Here is a 20121-nt window from a genome sequence, read left to right as displayed (position 1 = left end):
GGTAGAATGTTGGGAACATTGTCAATACGTAGGTCTTGTTGCAAATTTAGAGACCTACTTTTTTTTACCACAAAATGCTACTAGCTTTACATAGCAAGCATTTCAGCCTGTTTCGTCACCCCGTCAGTTAGGAAAGATATTTATCTGGTTTAGCTCTAAGTTGAATTTAATCCCATCAAGGTTTCAAGACTATTATAAATTTACTGCTTTAAAATTTGATAGATATACTAATTATAGTGAAAATTTTTTGAAATTAATCAAGGGAAATGATTTCGGGATATCAAATGGTACCCAACGATTATTTGAAATTGGACCATATTGGATAAATGCTTTGGATAATGGAGAAATTTTAATTATTGATAAACTAGACCGCAGCTTACATTCAGAAATATCCACCTATTTAATCAAGGAGTTTAATAACCAATCAGCTAATCAAAATAATGCTCAATTGATCGTTAACACCCATGATACAACTTTCCTAGAGCGAGAGATATTTAATCAAGACCAGGTATGGTTGATGGAGAAAGATAGTAACAATAGCACTAAGCTCTATTCGTTACTAGATTTTAAAATTCGTGATGATGAATCCCTACAGAAAGGCTACCTAAAAGGTCGATATGGAGCGGTTCCCTTTGTTAGTGGGCTGGATAGTTAGATACCTACAAGACCAGTAAAAATTGGGCGTTGCTGAATTAAGGAATGAATGCGCGATTATCTGGTGTTATTAAAGCCCCCTAAATCCCCCAACTTTGGGGGACTTTAAGAGTTTTGTTCCCCCCAGAATTGGGGGGCTAGGGGGGCGAAACCATACCCATAATCAGCAACGCCAAAAATTGATCTGACTACAGCATCAAGGAGTGCATTTCCTAAAAGCTGTTTGACCCGGTGGTGCGTTACGGGACGGGCTGTCCCAACCGGGCGCGAACAGGTGAAAAATGAGGGCTCGCCCGTCCCTAACGCACCCTACACAACTACTGCCCCCCCCGTACCAACAATGGCAACAAAATCACTAGCAGATTCGTCAACGATCCTGAATTATCATTGGTCACTCTACTTGGTGACTGGAACAGTATGAGGTTACACTCCAGACTCTATCGCTATTGTTGGTTAGGATTACTGGTGATGATTCTGCCACTTTCCGCTTGTTCTAGTGATCCTTCTCCTGAACAGCAATTGGAACAAAACCAGGAACGTTGGGAAACTCAAAAGCTAGATAACTACCGGTATAGATTACAAGTAGCTTGCTATTGTATTGGTGACGTCACTAAGCCAGTTGTTGTAGAAATCCGTAATGGTGAAACGACTTCTATTGTTGCTGCTGATAGCGGCAAACCAGTTAATCGGAAATTTTTTGACAACTATGATTCCGTCTCGAAGCTATTCGATGTTGTCCAAAAGGCTATTGACCAGGATTATTATAAGCTTGATGTTACCTACGACCCTACCTTAGGTTATCCAACTAAAATCGATATGGACTACAGAGCAGAGATAGCGGATGATGAAAGAACTTTGACTATTGATAATTTGGAAGTATCAAAAAATTAGAAATAGTATAGCAAAGGGAGCAGGGAGCAGGGAGCAGGGAGCAGGGAGCAGGGAACAGTAGTCAATTCAAGATATCATAATATTTTTTGGTGTTATGATAAATGGTAATTAAAGTAAGGTATAAAAAGTAATATTATTTATAATAATCCCAATAATTAAACTGTTTTGGCCCACCATAAAAAATCAAAAAATCCTAATCCCTACTCCCTAATCCCTACTCCCTAATCCCTACTCCCTACTCCCTAAAACCCAAAACAAAAATACCTGATCCAATTCAAAAGTGCTATAATGAAAATTACACCATTACTGACACCTGTTGTGGTATGTTGTATTGTGACAGCTGCTCCGGTAGCGTTGGCGGATAGCCCCTTAACTAGTACTCCTTTTGCTAAGGCATATAAAGATGTTGATCTGATTACATATGCCTCGGTTTATGGACTTGATGATAAGGTTTTCCGAAACCTAAGCAATCCTGATATTACCCATGATGTGCGAGCAGCGATTATCAACCAACTTGGGTTTTCTGTTGAGCCAAGCCAGAGGGCTAATCAGTATCTTGAGTATATTGCTCGCAGCCGTAGTCAGCAGCCATCAGCCATTACCCTTGAGATGTTAACAGCAGCCGAAGCACTAGCGCTAGGGTATTTACTAGCGATGGATGACCCTACTTTGGGCGATACTGTTGCAGCAGCCAATCGCTCTAGATGGGGCAGGAGTCTGGGGCAGGTTCAGCAGGCTAATGCTCTATTATTATTAGATGCAGCAGTTGTGAAAGATCCTGAGGATTTCTCTATTGCTTTCATCCGTAGCCTGGTTCGGGCACAAAAGTCATTACGGGCAGGGATTGGGAATTGGTGTGCGGTTTACCAAAATGTTTTTTCGGTATTAAAGGACTTTCCCCGTCAACGCAACATGCGCCCTGAAGCGATTGATGTGGTTAACGATTATATTAGAGGCTACCGGAACTATTGTAATACTCGCTCTATTTCTAGATGAGTAAGCATTCAGCCGTCAGCTATCAGCTATCAGCTATTAGCTAATGCGCTACGCCAGGCTACTTGAGGTGCTAACAGGCGCTTTAACTGCACGGGGTCGGTACAGTAAAACGAACAGGGATTTTCAACCAGCCGTACCAGAACCCGCCAGCTGGTTTACTACCGACCGTTGATTAGCTGACGGCTGATGGCTGATAGCTGAATGCTTACCTAGATGAGATGGCATAAAGTCCGCCTTGTTAAGGGGGATTTAGGGGGATCCAAACCCTTGGAATGCGATCGCAAAACCCAATCCTGTGTCTAGTCTACTAGGTCAGTGCTGAGTTCCAAAGTGCTGAGTGCAAGGTCAATCAATTCCAGAGTATGGACCTAAGAATTTATCACCATCAAAATGAAGTGAAGTACCCCAACCTGCTTGACCTTTGGTCACGCTACGCGATCGCTGAGGTTGCGAGCAATCCCTCGCAACCTCAGGTCAATTCAGGGACGGTCTTATTCGTCTTTCGGGTTTCCCGCTTCATCCGCCGATGCCTCAACCAGAGGCGCGACCCCAGGCCGGGTTCCCCGGCCTAGGAGGCCCGCGCCTGCTAGAATTGGTCTTACTCAGCGTCCACAGGCAGACATCCGCCTCCCGCAGATGTATAGCTTGGCGACAGACTTACCTTGGAATTACGGCATCTATGGCCAACCAGCCGGGGCAAGTCTCTTCCCGGAGACGAAACCTTAGTAGAGTGGAGCCTTTATGGTTGGTCGGCTATGCATAAAAGGGTTAAAACTGTTTGATTAAGGCTCCACTCTACTTACGGTAACTTCAAACCCTGAGCTCTGCTAGTACTTTGTATACCTATTTCTTCTCTTAGGTAGCCTTTTAGACAGTCAGGCGGGTTATCAACCAACTTTATTATAACATGAATCGTCGTAAGTTTTCGTCTCGCTATCCATCCCCACCCGTCCCAGGGATGGGGAATTCCGCGAGTTTCGTTAAATGATCAGGTGCATCAGCAATCCAGACTTCTGTTTCCCAAGCAATGTCTGGAGCAAACTGGCGGAAGGTATTACGGTCAAGAAAAGCAGTGACAAAAATACTATCTACTGTACAGTGCTCTGTTAGCTTTTTTAGCTCTAAGAGACGCACAGGGGAAATGGTAAGGATAGCTGGATGGGAATATTGTGCTGTGCTATTTCATCAGAGGATAATCGTTGATTTGAGAGTAAATAATTACGAACCATGCCAGCAATATGGAAGGCGAATAAAGGGGAAACGGCATTACCAACTTGATTAAAGCAACTAGTTTCTGTACCAACAAATTCAAACCAATCAGGAAAACTTTGCAGACGCGCTGCTTCTCTTAACAGTAAGCGCCTCCGCCTACCATCAGGTAGTTTAATCCGGTGCATATCACCCGTTGCACCTGCCAAGTTTCTACAGGTTAACGTTCGTGCTGGTTTATCTAGATGTAGGTCACGGGGACGTTTACAAGATGATGCTTTTTCATATTTGGCCACATACTTATCCATACTAGGTGTGAGAAACTTAGACTCAGGAGGAGCTTGAAATGCCATTTCTCCTAAAGCTTCTCCCGCACTTATTTTTCTGTCTAGCAACTGCGGAAACTCAAATTTTCCTTGATGACCAATTACAATCAGACGCTCACGGTTTTGAGGAACACCAAAGTTAACGGCATTTAATAACTTAACTTCAATCACATAACCTAAGGACTGAAGTGCTTGAAGAATTTCATCTAAATACCACTTGTTTCGATAAAGAAGACCACGGACATTTTCAAATAGCCAAATATCAGGACGAAGCCTCTTGACAGCACTGATAAACGTAGGAAAACCGTCTCGTGAGTCTTTTAAACCTTTTTGTTTTCCTCCTACACTAAACGGTTGACAGGGTGGCCCACCAATCAACACAGGTGCAGCAGGTAATTCGGTTTCTGGAGTTAGGACAACTTTACTACATTTACCTCTTAAGTTTTTTTGATAAGTTGCACAGCAATTAGTGTCCATTTCCAAACCGTGAGTCTCGAAACCCTGTGCCTCGAAACCAAGGGATAAACCACCACATCCAGCAAATAGATCGACTACTAAAGGACTGCCAGATGTAGCCGGTTTGAGTATATGGTTGATTTTTTCGACGTAGCTCATGGACGGCTGATTTACAACTAGTTTCCTCAGTCTACAGTAACAAAATACCTTGAGGATGGAGTTGGTCTTGATGAACTCTTGATGGCATGCGATCGCGTAGCGTAGCCCTTCGGGCTAATCGCCTTTGGCGCGGCTTCGCCGATCGCAAAACCCAATCCTGTGTCTAGTCTACAATCGAAGCGATCGCAAAAACCAATCGAGCTTCTAGTCTACCATTGAAGCGATCGCAAAACCCTCTCTTTACCTGCTCCCTGGTCCCTGCTCCCTGCTCCCTATTCCCTTCCTACAACCAAATCCCACAGCACATCAATACCTCTGCCCACATAGTCGGAATCCTGGTGTTGTTCAATCCATTTAATCACAGTGGGGATAACATGATTGGATGTTTTGCCCAATTTACCCAAGGCATTGGCTGCTCTCATAGGCACATTAAAGTCATTATCCTCAAGCCGTGCTAGTAGAAAGTTGACTACGGTTTCTGAGCTGTTGCCCAATTTCCCCAAGGCATAGGCTGCACTACTACGCACATCAGAGTCATTATCCTTTAGTAGTTCTAGTAGAGCCTTGACTACCGTATCTGAGCTGTTGCCCAATTTCCCCAAGGCATAGGCTGCACTACTACGCACATCAGAGTCATTATCCTTTAGTAGTTCTAGTAGAGCCTTGACTACCGTATCTGAGCTGTTGCCCAATTCACCCAAGGCATAAGCTGCAATACTAGGCACAAAAGAAAAAGAGTCATTATCCTTTAGTAGTTCTAGTAGAGCCTTGACTAGGGTGTCTGAGCTGTTGCCCAATTTAACCAAGGTATTGGCTGCCGTTCTACGCACATCAGAGTGATTATCCTCAAGCCTTGCTAGTAGGGCCTTGACTACAGTGTCTGAGCTGTTGCCCAATTCACCCAAGACTTCGGCTGCCGTTCTACGCACACCAGAGTGATTATCCTCAAGCATTGCTAACAGGGCGTTGACTAAAGTGTCTGAGCTGTTGCCCAATTCAACCAAGGCATAGGCTACACTACTACGCACATCAGAGCGATTATCCTCAAGCCTTGCTAGTAGGGCCTTGACTACAGTGTCTGAGCTGTTGCCCAATTCACCCAAGGCTTCGGCTGCCCTACTACGCACACCAGAGTGATTATCCTCAAGCATTGCTAACAGGGCGTTGACTAAAGTGTCTGAGCTGTTGCCCAATTTAACCAAGACATAGACTGCGCTCCAACGCACAACAGAGTGATTATCCTCAAGCCGTGCTAGTAGAGCCTTGACTACGGTTTCTGAGCTGTTAGACATCTCCAGAAACTCGGTTTTGACCCAGGGATTCCAAGGGTTTGAGATTAATTTTTGGAGATGTCTGTTGCCCAATAGAACCAAGGTATTAACTACCATCCAACACACATGAGAGTCATTATCCTTTAGTAGTTCTAGTAGGGCGTTGACTGGGATGTCTGAGCTGTTGCCCAATTGAAGCAAGACACAGGCTGCGATTATACGCACATTAGAGTCATTATCCTTTAGTAGTTCTAGTAGGGCGTTGACTGGGGTGTCTGAGCTGTTGCCAAATTTAAGCAAGGTACAGGCTGCGGTCATACGCACATGAGAGTCATTATCCTTTAGTAGTTCTAGTAGGGCGTTGACTGGGGTGTCTGAGCTGTTGCCCAATTGAAGCAAGGCATAGGCTGCCGTTCTACGCACAACAGAGTGATTATCCTCAAGCAGTGCTAGTAGGCCGTTGACTAACGTGTCTGAGCTGTTGCCCAATTCACCCAAGGCATAGGCTGCCGTTGTACGCACATCAGAGTTATGATGCTCAAGCAGTGCTAGTAGGGCGTTGACTAACGTGTCTGAGCCCTTGCCCAATTTCCCCAAGGCTCTAGCTGCATTACTACGCACATCAGAGTCATTATCCTTTAGTCGTTCTATCCATATGTCAATTACCTGATCTTTTTCCTCTAACTCAGCTCGATACTCCAGCAATCGTTTCTCATCAATTAAATCAGATCGCTCTTTCAACAATTCCAATACCGGTGCTTGAAAATCCGTTTCAGACAAACTGCAAATTATCTGAAAAACCTGCTTGCGAACCCTCTGGCAAACCCGTTCGTCACCACTCACCTCCAACTCAACTAACCGCTCTAAAATTTCTTGCACTAACTCACGATCAGCAACCCGCAAATTCTTTGGATTTTCCGCCAAACAATTACCAGCAAACAATAAATCCCGATGTAACCACTGCTCATACTCACTATTTTTATTCAAAACAGCCTTAATCGCCCTCGCCGCCTTCTTCGGTCTTTGTTGTGCTATCAGCAATAGTAACACTTCGCGCCAGTGGGAGTCATGCAAATGCTCCCGAATCGGATCCAAAACAATATCGAAATCCCCCTCATTATCCGCCTGATAGTCAATATCTTCCGCACACAAATATTCCTGAAAAGTCTTATGGACAAAAGCATAACAATCTTGCCCTTGCTCATTCAATAAACCAGTGCGATCGCGAATCAATTCCACAAATCGCTTCGCCTCTTGCTCCGCCTCATGAAGTTTCACCTCCTTCATGGTTTTAATCTGCTGCTTCAACTGATCAATCAAATCATCCCGGTCTATCAACGTGCCACTGTCGTTATCTTCAATATTTCCCTGGGTATGAATCCAATAAGCCAGCAATTCCATCAACCGGCGTAAATCATCCAAACCCAAATAGGTCAACCACTTATCACTACTTAACTCTTTATTAGCATCCCAAGAGGTTAACAAGGTCTCCACTGCCTTGTCATAAAGCTTATGGCGCTCCTTGGGCAATACGGCTTGATACCGATGAATCAAGGCAATAATTGTCAACAATAACGGATTTCGTGACAATAGCTTAATCCGGTCATTATCATCTAGAGCCTTTCGTAACGTCTGCTTTCGCCTTTCCGCTTCTGCTTGGTCTTGAAACCGACTGTTATACCAGTTATCAATAAAGGTCGAAATTTTCTGGTCATCAAAGGGTTCAATTTGATAGTGGGGAAAGTCCTCAGTACGGAAAAAGTCCCGTCGATAACCAGCCGGTCTAGATGTAATAATAGCGCGATTTCTGTCAAACTGTCCTAAAAAATTATTGATGCGCCTGACCACATCATACCGTTTAGCGTCTTCTGCTACTTCATCCAAACCATCCAGCAATATTAAGGCTCTACCATCAGACAACCAATGGTCAAAAAATCCCTCTGGTAATGTGTTGACGGCCATGGTTTTTTCAGCAAACATCTGGCCATAGTCGATCAGGCTTTTATCTGGATGTCTGGCCAAGTCTCGTATCCTAATTAAAATCGGTAGCCAGTCGGTATCATCATCTAATCCCAAAACCTCAGCCTTGCTCTGAGCCAACATTACCGCAAAATAACTCATCAAGGTTGTTTTACCGGAGCCTGGCGCACCCAATATCACTACTCGTCTTGACTGATTTTGACTTAACAACTGATCAGCCAAAAATTTCCTAGGAGTTGTCTTTTCCAACAGCGCCCTGTCTCGTTTTTCACCACTTGCCTCTGCTAACCGCTCCAATTCCAAATCCCTAGCAGTTGCCACCTCTTCCACAACATCGGGCATTACAAAAATCTGGGCTAACTTCTCCGATTTTTCTACTTCTTGCCCAGGCACAGCAATGCCAGCAAATTTTACATCATCAAACCATTTGGCTAACTGTTGACAATAATCCTGTTTGGCTACCTGAAACTTGAGATAAGTAGCAGTATGCTGAAAATAAGCATTAACAAAGGTCTCGATCCAATACTGTAAACTTCCTTCTGGATTTAGCTTAATGTTGTTGGCTTCAGCTTGCTGTTGAAATAGCCTGACTAAAAAATTACAGTCTGGCTTCCCTTGATTAAATAAGGGTTTCTGTAATTCCGTCAAAACCGCTGGATTAGTAAAATATTTGCGCAAAAAATTATTAACTCCATTCCAGCCATCCGGGGAAGCGTGAAAAAATAAGCGCTGTTGACTATCGAGTTGTTCGTCCCATTGATCAACCGCTTCTACTCCAGCTTTGATAGCTTTTTCGACATCAGTTTTAGTCAGGGATTGAGCTATATGCTTACCCACTGCTGCCCCAGCACTACCTAACAAAGGTGACACTATTTTGGGTATTTCAAAACCAGCCAAAAGTGATAAGGGATCCATAATTAAGATGTGCTCAGGTTTAATGAGTTTAATTGTAATAGCAATTCATAGTCCCAACTGATTTAGAGCATCGCCGCACTGAACTAAAGCTTGAGCTGAGTTTGGTTCAATTTCAATGGCTTGCTCGTAACTCTTGATTGATGCCTCTAACCGCCCTATGCTCTTTAAAGCATTACCTCGATTAATCAGCATCTGACTCAATAAAGCAGCTTTATCAAGTTCCAATTCTTGGGAAATTTTGATTGCTTTATCATAAGAAGCTATGGAGCGCTCATACTGCTTGAGGCAATATAAGGCTCCACCCAAACTACTTAAAGAAGCTAATTCTCCGTAGCGGTCACCAATTTCATGTTGAATTTGTAAACCCTGTCGAAGATAGTCAATCGCTTCTCGATATTGGCCTAAGGATCGATAAGCATTACCCAAGCTACTTAAAGAATCTGCCTCACCCTTGCGATCGCCGATTTCTCGTTGCCTTTGTAAAGCCTGTTTAAAATAGTCAATCCCTCTCTCAGCAGTTCTACCACTACCAACCTTAATTTTGTCTTGCCCTGGTTGGATTACATTTTCAGAGAAACCGTTAGCTCCTATATCAACAGAAAACTTAAAAACACCTGCGCTCCAATCAAAGAAATCAGGAGCACGGCGAATAAAGTATTTAATAGCAAACGCTGGCAACACAAAAACGAAGCAAAGAGTTTTGAAATGATCTCTAAATAGCTCTCGCCGTTGGTTTAAGTGGCTCAAGATGCTAGGGACAGTATCAAGATTGTAGTAATCCCCGTCTCCGCCATATCCTGGCTTGATATAAGCTTCTAAAGATTTTTCGAGACCTTGAATGAAAAGAATACTCAATTGATCGCGGTCTAGAATCTTTTCAACACGATCATAAAGATTATCAATGGGCTCGGTTAATGTTAAGGTTGATATTTGCTTCTGGGGTAAATCCTGATGCACTCGCCCAATGATCCCCTTAGCCTCTGCTGGAGGACATTGCATGAACACAATCCCAAATCCCCTCCGTCGCCTCAGCGATCGCAAAAAGGCTTGGTAAATCTCTTCCCGAGAGGGAGGAGTATCGTTAGATGACTTAGCAAGACTCATAAAGCTCTTACCTTAGCAAGTTCATTTTGAAATCTTGGAATCCCTGCGATTAGTGGATGAACGTTACGCCAAATATGTAGGTTCTTGTTTTGATCATGATAGTGGTATTCCAAGAGACAGCGCTTAAACAACAAATCTAAGTGAGCATCATCATTATATGCCTGCTTGAGATGACATGCTCGCGCTAAAGTTTCCCATTCACTCTCCTGTACAGTCTTCTGATAGGTCTCTCGTGTTTCTTCAATCGCTCGCTTTGCTGCTTTTCCAGTAATCGGTAGTTCATCTGTCCAGTCAATCGCTTTCTGGATTAATTGCATCAAGTTTCGGACATGTCCACCACTCATTAGACAAAGATTCTTCAAAGTCTGACCGTTATCAAATACCGGCGGAAAATCTAGCCCGTCTACTTTCCCCTCTAGGGTTTGAAGCAAGTTGGGTTCGATCAGGGCAATTCGACGACAGATCAATTCTCTCATTTTGTCTAGCCCTAGTTTATTTTCTGTTCCGTCTGGATTGCGGATCATGATCATGGGCAATACATCAGGTTTATCGTAATTATTTTCGAGCTGAGTTGCCCGTCCTGAGTACACCATCTTTATTGGCACAGTATAAATTACATGACAAGCCAAATTTCCTAACATTTCACTGTGATTCAGATAAATTTCATCATAGTTACTTGGTTTCCCTATTTCTTGGGTTTCTCCCATGCGATCAAGGTTGTCAACAATCAGGACAATTCCTTGACTGTCAGCAGACAAGGAGTTTTGAGCTTCCTTGATAAAGTCGTTGAGAGCTTTTACTAGAGACGGAGTATTGGCGTTGACTTTTTGGCGGAGTTCACGCCGTTTATCTGGTGTGGCCCTAAGGTTAGTAGTAATCTTGGCAAACTGTGAGATTTGTCCTTCTAAACTTAACCCATCAAACGCCACCTCGGTCAGGGCAATATCCTGTAAGGATGCCCAACGATCTTTCATCCAATTTAGTAATGGATTATGCTCTTTCACCTTAATTTCTTCTACCAAGTGGCGAGTGCAAGCCAAGAGAATATCTGCATAATCAGCATCTTGGGGTTCAATATCTTCGTCATCTGCGGCAAAGTAAACCACAAAATACTTCTGTTCTTCTAAATAGTCTTTTAGCCGTAAAAGTTCAGTAGATTTACCGACTCCTCGGTGCCCAGTGTAGAGCTGGCATGTTGGCTGCTTAGAGCGCCTAATTTTAAGTCCTAACTCTCGAATAACTTCCCAATCACCACGAACGTCTTGACAGTCAACATAAACCTCTTTAAGGGCAGGCCGAAAAGGTTCAAAGGAACTATAGATTTCGCTCAGTAAGTCCAACGCCACGACTACCTCACACAATGGTTGAGTTTAGATACTATTTATTATAGTATAGCATGTTTAAATTGGGTAAGTAATTTTATTATTGGGAGTAGGGAGTAGGGAGTAGGGAGCAGGGAGCAAGCAATAGGTAAAAAACTGTGTATTTTTTTACCATTATCAACGCTACACTTAACTAATTTATCATCACGAAAAAAAAACGCGATGCTCTTCGCCGCTACGCGATTGACCTGCATGTCACGCTAGGCGATCGCACTCCCCAACTCTAATACCTAACCCCTAATTCATCAATCTAACCCTTAACCCCTAGGTTTCGATCCCCCTAAATCCCCCTTAACAAGGGGGACTTTCCGGAATTAAACTTTTGATAAACAGGACTTGACTGACTCCCCCCAATGTACACGGGGGGCTGGGGGGGATCGAGCTACAAAATGCTATATAAAGTCATGATAATTTTAATAAAAAATGCGATTTACCTACATGTCACGCTACACGATGCTCTGAAAGAGCCGCTACGCGATCGCATTCTTAAAAAGGGGGACTTTCCGGAATTAAACTTTTGATAAACAGGACTTGACTGACTCCCCCCAATGTACACGGGGGGCTGGGGGGGATCGAGCTATAAAATGCTATATAAAGCCATGGAACTATTTATAAACTATAGGATCGCACTCCCCAACTCTAATACCTAACCCCTAATTCATCAATCTAACCCTTAACTCCTGGGTTTCGATCCCCCTAAATCCCCCTTAACAAGGGGGACTTTCCGGAATTAAACTTTTGATAAACAGGACTTGACTGACTCCCCCCAATGTACACGGGGGGCTGGGGGGGATCGAGCTATAAAATGCTATAGAAAGCCATTAAATCTAGGATAAAATATGATATGCTCAGCAAAGAGCCGCTACGCGATCGCTTTCAAATATACCCTCCCAAAACCCTCTCAAAAAAAAACGCGATCGCTACTACTAACTTCAACTAAAAAAGCAATAAAAATAATCTAATAATTTTTATTAATACCCCCCCACAGCAAAAAAATATTCAAAAAAAAATCTGAAAAATACTTGACAAAATGAATATTTTTTTATTAACATAAAAATGTTGCCAAAACAAACAACAAAAAACATTATGGACATCGAAAACTTTCTTCCAAACTTTGAGTATAATCCCAACAATCCTAATTTCCCTGAATTATCTGGCCAAGCCCAGCCAGGACGGGAGCAAATCAAACATATATTGATCGGTTCTCCCAAAACCGTCCGGGTCACAATCTATAATCTTTATAGCCGTGGCTACGCCCAAGTTCATGAGTGGAGCACTCCTCAACCTACTGGAAATTCTGGAGAGGTTATCAGTATATTGAGTCGATATCTGTTGGTAGATTAAGATAGGAACTTGCCAGGGATTCCAATCCCTGGCGACAGGTCAAAACTCAGCAGAAAGTACGAAGTCTAAAGTATCAAACCTAAGTTGGTATGTTGTTGATTTGGTGAACACATAGTCAAGAACCCTAGGGCTATTGACTATTACAAGAAATGATTCGGTCAAGCATTGGAATTAACCAGGACTTGACCGAATTTTTTTTATTGAGGGAACAGGGAACAGGGAATAGGGAATAGGGAGTAGGGAATCGGGAATCGGGAATCGGGAATCGGGGGGGGAGATATTGCGTAGGGTGTGTTAGGGGCGGGCTTGGTTTGATGTTCAACTTCTTCGCCCCTGAAGCCGCCCCGTAACGCACCACCCAAAAACTTGTGATCCTTGCGTAGGGTGTGTTAGGAGCGGGCTTGGTTTGATGTTGAACTTCTTCGCCCCTGAAGCCGCCCCGTAACGCACCACCCAAGGACTTGTGATAATGCAATAGTTTTTCTAACACCTATATAACCCAAATCACACCTAGCGTTAATGCAATAGTTTTTCTAACTCCCCACGTTAACCACTCATACCACCTACTACTTGCATCTTTTAAAAAATCGTGTTACGATAACAATATCGTAAACACAACGGTTTTACCGCCATGATGATTTCTACCGCACAAGCCGCTGAATTACTAGGTATCTCTGCCACTCGCGTCCGTTTCCTGTTGAGCAAGGGCAGAGTCAAAGGAGCTTATAAGGTCGGTAGAACTTGGGTGATTCCCTTATTTGATGGCATGCCAGTGGTTACCCCTGGCACTCGCGGACCGAAGCGGAATTGGTCAAAGCGTACAAATTACACTAAAGCTGTGATCCACGTTAACCAGAAAGTGATTCGCCAAAATCACAACACCGGCGAACGCAATCCGGTGATTACTGTCAAACGAGGCTCTAAAAACACTTACGGTCATACCGTCGAAGTCAATGGCCCTTGTCGGGTCATGTATCGCCCGGATAATCCCCTACACTGTGGAGCACGGGTATGGATTGAGACTATTTCTGACTTTAAAGTGAGCTGAGCGGCCAAGAGTGTGGAGAGAGGCGAAAGGGATAAAATAGTTGGCGAAAATCTTGGTATCTTTGAGAACTATTGTATTGTCTTGATGCAATCGCTCATGGTGGAAACCACACCACTTGTTCCCTGTTCCCTGTTCCCTGTTCCCTGTTCCCTGTTCCCTACTCCCTACTCCCTACTCCCTACTCCCTACTCCCTACTCCCTAACCTCTAACCAAACGTTGACCCATTCCACCCCCACATATGTCTCTGGGCATCAGCAAATTCAATATAAATTCGGTTGAGTGCTACACCCAAGGTCTCATTAATCGTCTTGCAAAAATCCTGACTCATCGCCTTAGTTTGAGTGGGCTTCATGGTGCCAATATTTTTAATTTCCACATAGCAAACTGGGTCAAAGCTACCAGCAAAAGTCATGGCCACACCAGGCTCAAACGCTGTCATCACATAAGCTTCTGGTTTACCCACATGCTCGGCTAGTTTTCCTGACAGGTTTTTCAGCAACCCATCAACCGCTGCTGATTCAGGAGCATCAATGGAAGTTTGAACTTTAATTAGAGGCATAGTTTTGATATCACACTCTAGTTGAGGTTTTGAAGATAAATTTTAAGCTGTCAGCCGTCAGCTATCAGCCGTCAGCCGTCAGTCGTCAGCCGAAAGCTGATTGCTGATTGCTGATTGCTGATTGCTCTAACCGCCATACTGCCAACCAGTGCTTTCTAGTAACAACTGATCTCCTTCCCGATGAATGCCAGCACCAACGACTTCAGCAACAAAGACCGTGTGATCGCCTTCTTCCACACTCCCTCTGACCTGGCATTCTACATAACCGAGGGAGTCAGAAATAATCGGACAACCAGTTACTTCTCCAAAGTAAAATTCTACATCAGCAAACTTATTACCAACGCGACTTTGGGGTTTAAAAAATTTGGCTGCCATATCTTTTTGCCCACTATCGAGGAAGCTTAGGGCAAATACCTCTGTTTTCTTAATGATGCCGTGGGAGCCAGTATCTTGTTTAACACAGTTAACTATTAGTGGCGGTTTGAAGGAAGACTGCATCACCCAGCTGACCGTGAAACCATTGATTGTTTCTTCACCATCTCTGACACCACAGATATATAGACCATGGGGAATTTTGCGCAGCATCGTCTTTTTCGCTTGTTCGTCTAGCACGAGTGTTTCTCCCTAAGTTCTTAGCGTTGGCGTAGCGTGACTTTTCGGGCAAAGCCCGACGCTGCGCGAACGGTCAATGGCAATTAGTTTACAAAATTTTGGCGTTTAAAAGACAGGATTTGGGATGTCCTTTTGGGGTCTAAACATGCGCTTAACTCGATGTAGAACACCTCTGGGCTGAAAATTATGCTTATACTGCCTGAATTCTCCAGCATCTAGCCAAACCCCGTGGCATTCGAAACATTTTTCGTACCAGATGCTGTACTCATCAATATCAAGCATGCGGACCATTTTAGCTCCGCAGCGGGGACAGTAAATATCATCATTGATCTTATTCAGCTCAGAGCCAATTTCCGGGTCTCCAATATCTAGACTCTCAGAACCTTTAATCTTTTTGAGTATTTCGGCCTCCAGGGAATCAAACCAAATGCCTTTGCAGTTGACACAGCGGTCTACTTCAATGTCATGGCAGGTAACTGGCTCTAATGTTCCTGTACACTTTGGGCAATTAAGTTGCTTCACACTTCCATACAAAAATTAATGTTATATTATATATTTTATACAATAGAGGGGTGAGGACGAAAGAGGTGAGAGTGTTCAGGATGATAGAGACGGGAACGGGTTTTAAGGCCATCACGGTTTAAAGCCGTCTTTAGTGCCGGACTGATTAAGTAAAGGGTTGTCCGAATTAAATTGTGCTCATGAGTAGTTGCTGCCATTTTGTCAAGGTCAACTAGCCAGATTTTTTCATCTGGCCAGCCAATGCGGAAGCAAACCGCTACTGGTGTATCGGCGGAATAGTGTTTTAGGAGTTTGGCTTGAGCCGCTTCTACGTGACGAGCACTGAGATAGAGACACAGACTAGCTTGATGGGCAGCTAGGGATGCTAATTCTTCTGATTCCGGCACAGCAGAAGCACGACCACTGATCCGAGTAAGGATAATCGTTTGTACTAATCCTGGTATAGTTAGCTCAACACCAAGTTGTGCCGCTGCTGCTTGAAAGGCGCTGATGCCTGGGATAACTTCAAAGGGAATAGATGCTTCCTTTAGAGCTTGCATTTGCTCGTGGATAGCACTATACAGAGTCAAATCTCCTGAGTGTAGCCTGACCACAGATTTATGCGATCGCACCCGTTCAATCATCAGTGGCACAATCTCTTCTAGGGTTTTGTTGCCAGAGCGAATAATTTCGGCATCAGCACGAACACTCTCTAACATCTGTTTGGGCACTAGAGAATCTGCCACTATAATAACATCTGCCTTTTGGAGGATTTTCAAGGCTTTGACAGTTAATAAGTCTGGAGCGCCTGGTCCAGCACCGATGATGTAGACTGCTGGTGCGATTGAATTCATATAGTAGTTCTCAATTGGGTAAGGTATAAAGTGGTAGGGAGTAGGGAGTAGGGAGTAGGGAGTAGGGAGTGCAGGGCTCGGGCGTGGATATTTCAAGACAAACGAAAACTACACGGATTTAACCTAGATGCACAGATCAGATGGTCATTTGTTATCGGTGTATCTTCGGTGTTTGTATATCCGTGTAGTGCCGACAAGCCAAGGAGCTAGAGTTTGTTCTCCTTTGCCCCTGTTGTGTTTAGCTGTTGTGTTTACCTGTCTGTTTAAGCATTCAGCTATCAGCTATCAGCTATCAGCTACCGGAGGCGATCGCTGCACGGGGTGGGATGAGTAAAACGAGCAGGGATTTCCAAGCAGTTGTACCAGTAACCCACATGCTTGTTTACTATCTCCCGTTGATTAGCTGACGGCTGATAGCTGACGGCTGACGGCTGACGGCACCTCAAGTAGCGTGCGCGTAGCGCATAAGCTGTCTGTCTACCTGTCTTTTAGCTGTTAGGTACCAACAATCAAGTCAAGGTTCCGAGCACCTTATAGATCAAGGAATTAACGAAACCAAGGGCAATTGCGCCGATCAAAGCGCTCCAAAATCCCCAGCGCAGTCGGAATCCCGTTACCAAAGCAGCGGCTAAGCCAAAAATAATGGCGTTGACCACAACTGCAAAAACCCCAAGAGTCAAGATAGTAAGAGGAAGAGCTAAAACATCCAGGATTGGTTTCAATAGGGCATTGAGAATGCCGAACACCACTGCTGAAACCAATGCTTTCTCAAAACTATCAATCTCGACACCAGTTGGCAGTTTGGAAATGATCAACAAACTGATTGCAGTAACCAAACATGCAATTAAAAGACTAACAATATCCATGGGTATAACCCCTTAGAGCACCACTACTTAAACATTAAAGCGGAAAAGCATCACATCTCCCTCTTGCACAACATAATCTTTACCTTCTGAGCGAACTAACCCTTTTTCCTTAGCAGCCGTCATCGCCCCAGAAGCTACCAAATCCCCATAAGCAACGGTTTCTGCTCGAATAAAGCCTCGCTCAAAATCCGTGTGAATTACCCCAGCCGCTTGGGGCGCTTTCATACCAGCAGTAATAGTCCAGGCTCGGGTTTCCTGGGGACCAGTGGTGAGAAAAGTACGTAAGCCCAACAATTCATAGGTAGCGCCAATCAAAGATTTTAATCCCCCTTCTTCCACACCAAGGGACTGAAGAAAATCCTCTCGCTCTTCCTCAGGTAACTCAATTAGTTCTGACTCTACTTGAGCAGAAACCACTACCACTTGAGCATCTTCGGTAGCAGCAATTTGCCGCACTTGCTCGACCCAGTCATTACCAGTGGCTAAGTCATCTTCAGACACATTAGCCGCATAGATGACTGGCTTACTAGTCAGTAACCCCAATTGCTTGACTGATTCAGCTTCTTCTTCTGTTAAACTAATCTGGCGCACTAATTTGCCTTCATTCAACCCAGCGCTCAAGGTTTCCAAGACATCAAGTTCCATCTTGGCATCTTTGTTACTACGAGCTTGCTTCCGGGTACGCTCAATCCGGCGTTCAACTTGCCCTAAATCCGCTAAGGCTAATTCTAGATTAATTACTTCAATATCCCGCCCTGGGTCAACGGAGCCGGAAACATGGATGATGTCATCATCATCAAAGCAGCGCACCACATGGACAATAGCATCGACTTCTCGGATATTGGCTAAAAACTGGTTACCCAAGCCTTCCCCTTTACTGGCTCCCTTGACTAAACCAGCAATATCCACAAACTCAATCCGAGTTGGCACGATTTTCTGAGATTCAGAAATCTTTGCCAGAACCTGCAACCGCTGATCTGGCACAGCAACTACACCCACATTCGGCTCAATGGTACAAAAGGGGAAATTAGCAGCATCTGCCTTGGCATTGGCAACTAGGGCATTAAATAAGGTTGATTTGCCTACATTGGGCAGTCCAACAATTCCGGCTCTTAGCATAGTAGTCTAATATAGTGCTTTAAAATGGACAATGGACAATAGAAAATTGAACTGATCGGCCAGTTGTTCTACTGTTGTAACAATTATCCCTTATCTCCTTGGTTTTTACTTTATAATTTTACTTTATAAATGGTCTATATTGGTCTATAATGGTCTCAAATCAACCGGTTACAAATACACTACTGAGGGCTATTACTAAACCATATCAATTTACGTATTTTGAAGAGGAACGTGATAGTCGTAAGCAACATATAGTAGCAGCTTGTAGAGTCTTTTATCAGTTATAATTTGCCTTTGGTGTGGCAGGTTATAATAGTGTTCGTGACCCGGAACATTTAGACTGTTTCTGGATTACTGCTATTGGGAAACACTTTATTAAGCTTGTAGCATCGGCAAAAACTTTTTGGTTATGGGTGAGTATTCTAGATAATATTACTTTGCCTACACTCATTGAATTGGTTGGTATTTTTTGACTAGAGATTCAAAAGCTTATTGAAAGTGTTATGTGCAAAAATAGGATGCTCCCGAATCTAGAGGCTAATCTAGTTGGAACAGCTTGTATGGTGGGCAAAAACAGTTTGGTTATGGGTGAGTATTCTAGATAATATTACTTTGCCCACCCTACTTTAAGATGCAGGGCGGCCAAAAATCCTGAAATCCTTATATAGTTGATTAACTCTTGCCTATTGCCTCTTGCCTATTGCCTCTTGCCTTTCCTTAAGGGAGTATGTTCACAAGTCAAATTACCAACTCTATAAACTACTATGCCAACAACAGCTGATTTTCTGATCTACACTCAATGGGCAGGTATTCTGACTTTAGCCTGTGGCTTGATTGCTATACTCGGTTTTATCTTCAAATGGGGACTCCGGTTTCGTCTGGTAGGAGTCACTGGGTTTATGCTAGTGCTAACAGCTAGCTTTTTCTCGTTATCCTTAGTACCGTTTACCCGTACTACCATTCCAGGGGCAATCCGATATACTGTAGTCTACGATAATGGTGGCAACCAAACCGTGATTGCTTTGGCCCCTACTGCTACAGAGTCGGAAGTAGAAGCGACACTGCGCCAAGCTGCTAGTAATTTTTATTCCTATGGACGCCTCGGTGGCGCAAATAACCAGTTAACGATTCGAGCCCGGACGATAATCCATCCGGAAACTGGTGTATCCAAGCCGGTATTGTTGGGTCAGGTTATGCGATCGCTTGCTGAGCGTGATGATCCAGATATGGTGATTGAAGTCTATTCCCAAGAATTTGCTCAATTGCCTCAAGAGTGATCGGTATGAGGTACACTCAATTCTCTTGCCCCTACTCCCTACTCCCTACTCCCTACTCCCTAAAACATGGGACTGTGTACCTCACCCAATGGATAACTGCTATATGGTTAACTGCTCAGACTGATTAAAAAATTGCCGTGTCAACCCATAGGTTATCAATAAGGTTGCGATCAAGTTAGTAAATGCGAGCATAAACATAATTAATATCTGATAGGAAGCAGCATTCAAGGGATCAATACCACTTAACAATTGACCTGTGATGATTCCAGGTAAAGTCACCAGTCCCACTACCATCATGGAGTTAAGAGTAGGAATCAACCCAGCCCGAATCGCATCCTTACGGTAACCGGCTACGGCTTGTTGTCCCGTTGCACCTAAACTTAAATGGGTTTCGATTTCCAGAGTGCTGTTGCTAATGGTGCTAACTAGGCGTTCCCCTGCGATCGCAGCCCCATTCATGGCATTGCCCAGCACAATACCTCCTAAGGGAATCAGGTACTGGGGTGCATACCAAGGTTCTGGTTGAATCATCAATAGATTTGTATAGATTAAGGTCAATGCTGTACTGAAGAACAGGGAACTGAAAACTATTGGTAA

The 20121-nt window shown here is 43.8% G+C and carries 23 protein-coding genes; 9 read left to right on the top strand and 14 right to left on the bottom strand.

The window, feature by feature from the left end; translation table 11 throughout:
- Nucleotides 1-247 precede the first annotated feature (247 nt).
- The 3 genes from F6K57_RS25640 (at nt 248) to F6K57_RS25630 (ending at nt 2541) form a co-directional block, all read left to right on the top strand.
- The gene (locus F6K57_RS25640) at nt 248-655 is read left to right on the top strand and encodes an AAA family ATPase (RefSeq protein WP_293071413.1); all 408 of its coding nucleotides are present in this window, start codon (nt 248-250) and stop codon (nt 653-655) included.
- Between the two features lie 386 nt (nt 656-1041).
- Nucleotides 1042-1545, top strand: a complete 504-nt coding sequence (locus tag F6K57_RS25635) for a DUF6174 domain-containing protein (protein ID WP_293071412.1) — start codon at nt 1042-1044, stop codon at nt 1543-1545.
- Between the two features lie 288 nt (nt 1546-1833).
- On the top strand, nt 1834-2541 hold the full coding sequence (locus F6K57_RS25630) for a hypothetical protein (protein ID WP_293045325.1): 708 nt from the start codon (nt 1834-1836) through the stop codon (nt 2539-2541).
- Nucleotides 2542-3474: 933 nt separating this feature from the next.
- Here F6K57_RS25630 and F6K57_RS25625 read toward each other — a convergent pair.
- The 6 genes from F6K57_RS25625 to F6K57_RS25600 form a co-directional block, all read right to left on the bottom strand.
- Nucleotides 3475-3675 carry a BsuBI/PstI family type II restriction endonuclease gene (locus tag F6K57_RS25625; protein WP_293071411.1) on the bottom strand — a complete coding sequence of 67 codons (201 nt, stop codon included), beginning with the start codon at nt 3673-3675 and terminating at the stop codon, nt 3475-3477.
- Nucleotides 3663-4691, bottom strand: coding sequence for a DNA cytosine methyltransferase (locus tag F6K57_RS25620; protein ID WP_293071410.1), 1029 nt, complete (start codon nt 4689-4691; stop codon nt 3663-3665). Before F6K57_RS25620 ends, F6K57_RS25625 begins: the two co-directional genes overlap by 13 nt.
- A gap of 272 nt (nt 4692-4963) precedes the next feature.
- The gene (locus F6K57_RS25615) at nt 4964-8812 is read right to left on the bottom strand and encodes a HEAT repeat domain-containing protein (RefSeq protein WP_293071409.1); all 3849 of its coding nucleotides are present in this window, start codon (nt 8810-8812) and stop codon (nt 4964-4966) included.
- Nucleotides 8813-8902: 90 nt separating this feature from the next.
- The gene (locus F6K57_RS25610; protein ID WP_293071408.1) at nt 8903-9961 is read right to left on the bottom strand and encodes a tetratricopeptide repeat protein; all 1059 of its coding nucleotides are present in this window, start codon (nt 9959-9961) and stop codon (nt 8903-8905) included.
- Nucleotides 9958-11307, bottom strand: a complete 1350-nt coding sequence (locus F6K57_RS25605; protein ID WP_293071407.1) for an ATP-binding protein — start codon at nt 11305-11307, stop codon at nt 9958-9960. The genes F6K57_RS25610 and F6K57_RS25605 overlap by 4 nt, the downstream gene beginning before the upstream one ends.
- Nucleotides 11308-11345: 38 nt before the next feature.
- Nucleotides 11346-11537, bottom strand: a complete 192-nt coding sequence (locus F6K57_RS25600; RefSeq protein ID WP_293071406.1) for a hypothetical protein — start codon at nt 11535-11537, stop codon at nt 11346-11348.
- A gap of 892 nt (nt 11538-12429) precedes the next feature.
- Here F6K57_RS25600 and F6K57_RS25595 point away from each other — a divergent pair.
- Nucleotides 12430-12687 carry a hypothetical protein gene (locus F6K57_RS25595; protein WP_293071405.1) on the top strand — a complete coding sequence of 86 codons (258 nt, stop codon included), beginning with the start codon at nt 12430-12432 and terminating at the stop codon, nt 12685-12687.
- 197 nt (nt 12688-12884) lie between these two features.
- Here the strand turns inward: F6K57_RS25595 and F6K57_RS25590 are convergent, their stop codons facing one another.
- On the bottom strand, nt 12885-13049 hold the full coding sequence (locus F6K57_RS25590; protein WP_293071404.1) for a hypothetical protein: 165 nt from the start codon (nt 13047-13049) through the stop codon (nt 12885-12887).
- A 269-nt stretch (nt 13050-13318) separates the two neighbouring features.
- Between F6K57_RS25590 and F6K57_RS25585 the strand changes: the two genes are divergently transcribed.
- On the top strand, nt 13319-13735 hold the full coding sequence (locus F6K57_RS25585) for a helix-turn-helix domain-containing protein (protein ID WP_070394850.1): 417 nt from the start codon (nt 13319-13321) through the stop codon (nt 13733-13735).
- A 12-nt stretch (nt 13736-13747) separates the two neighbouring features.
- Nucleotides 13748-13945 carry a hypothetical protein gene (locus F6K57_RS25580; RefSeq protein WP_293044803.1) on the top strand — a complete coding sequence of 66 codons (198 nt, stop codon included), beginning with the start codon at nt 13748-13750 and terminating at the stop codon, nt 13943-13945.
- Here the strand turns inward: F6K57_RS25580 and F6K57_RS25575 are convergent.
- The 4 genes from F6K57_RS25575 to cobM all read right to left on the bottom strand — a co-directional run bounded on the left by F6K57_RS25575 (nt 13942) and on the right by cobM (nt 16262).
- Nucleotides 13942-14295 carry a phenylpyruvate tautomerase MIF-related protein gene (locus F6K57_RS25575; protein ID WP_293071403.1) on the bottom strand — a complete coding sequence of 118 codons (354 nt, stop codon included), beginning with the start codon at nt 14293-14295 and terminating at the stop codon, nt 13942-13944. The two genes, F6K57_RS25580 and F6K57_RS25575, sit on opposite strands and share 4 nt — an antisense overlap.
- A 126-nt stretch (nt 14296-14421) precedes the next feature.
- Nucleotides 14422-14907, bottom strand: a complete 486-nt coding sequence (locus F6K57_RS25570; protein WP_293071402.1) for a flavin reductase family protein — start codon at nt 14905-14907, stop codon at nt 14422-14424.
- Nucleotides 14908-15012: 105 nt separating this feature from the next.
- A complete protein-coding gene (locus tag F6K57_RS25565) occupies nt 15013-15429 on the bottom strand; it encodes a zf-TFIIB domain-containing protein (RefSeq protein ID WP_293071401.1) in 417 nt (138 codons plus the stop codon).
- A gap of 35 nt (nt 15430-15464) precedes the next feature.
- Entirely contained in the window at nt 15465-16262 is a 798-nt protein-coding gene (gene cobM / locus F6K57_RS25560) for a precorrin-4 C(11)-methyltransferase (RefSeq protein ID WP_293071414.1), read from the bottom strand.
- Nucleotides 16263-16389: 127 nt separating this feature from the next.
- Here cobM and F6K57_RS25555 point away from each other — a divergent pair, with 127 nt between their 5' ends.
- Entirely contained in the window at nt 16390-16596 is a 207-nt protein-coding gene (locus F6K57_RS25555) for a hypothetical protein (RefSeq protein ID WP_293071400.1), read from the top strand.
- A 175-nt stretch (nt 16597-16771) separates the two neighbouring features.
- Here the strand turns inward: F6K57_RS25555 and F6K57_RS25550 are convergent, their stop codons facing one another.
- Together F6K57_RS25550 and ychF are read right to left on the bottom strand one after the other, a co-directional pair.
- Nucleotides 16772-17128 carry a phage holin family protein gene (locus F6K57_RS25550; RefSeq protein ID WP_293071399.1) on the bottom strand — a complete coding sequence of 119 codons (357 nt, stop codon included), beginning with the start codon at nt 17126-17128 and terminating at the stop codon, nt 16772-16774.
- A 27-nt stretch (nt 17129-17155) separates the two neighbouring features.
- The gene (gene ychF / locus F6K57_RS25545) at nt 17156-18247 is read right to left on the bottom strand and encodes a redox-regulated ATPase YchF (protein WP_293071398.1); all 1092 of its coding nucleotides are present in this window, start codon (nt 18245-18247) and stop codon (nt 17156-17158) included.
- A 764-nt stretch (nt 18248-19011) separates the two neighbouring features.
- On the opposite strand from ychF, the gene F6K57_RS25540 reads away from it, so the two are divergent.
- Together F6K57_RS25540 and F6K57_RS25535 are read left to right on the top strand one after the other, a co-directional pair.
- A complete protein-coding gene (locus tag F6K57_RS25540; RefSeq protein WP_293071397.1) occupies nt 19012-19524 on the top strand; it encodes a Ycf51 family protein in 513 nt (170 codons plus the stop codon).
- A gap of 5 nt (nt 19525-19529) precedes the next feature.
- Nucleotides 19530-19652 carry a hypothetical protein gene (locus F6K57_RS25535; RefSeq protein ID WP_293071396.1) on the top strand — a complete coding sequence of 41 codons (123 nt, stop codon included), beginning with the start codon at nt 19530-19532 and terminating at the stop codon, nt 19650-19652.
- Here F6K57_RS25535 and fetB read toward each other — a convergent pair.
- On the bottom strand, nt 19624-20121 hold a 498-nt coding region (gene fetB, locus F6K57_RS25530), incomplete at its 5' end, for an iron export ABC transporter permease subunit FetB (protein WP_293071395.1). The two genes, F6K57_RS25535 and fetB, sit on opposite strands and share 29 nt — an antisense overlap.

This window comes from Moorena sp. SIO4A5, from assembly GCF_010672005.1.
Classification (GTDB): Bacteria; Cyanobacteriota; Cyanobacteriia; order Cyanobacteriales; family Coleofasciculaceae; genus Moorena.
The sequence above is the reverse complement of the archived record's forward strand: the minus strand, read 5'-3'. Positions and strand labels throughout refer to the sequence as shown.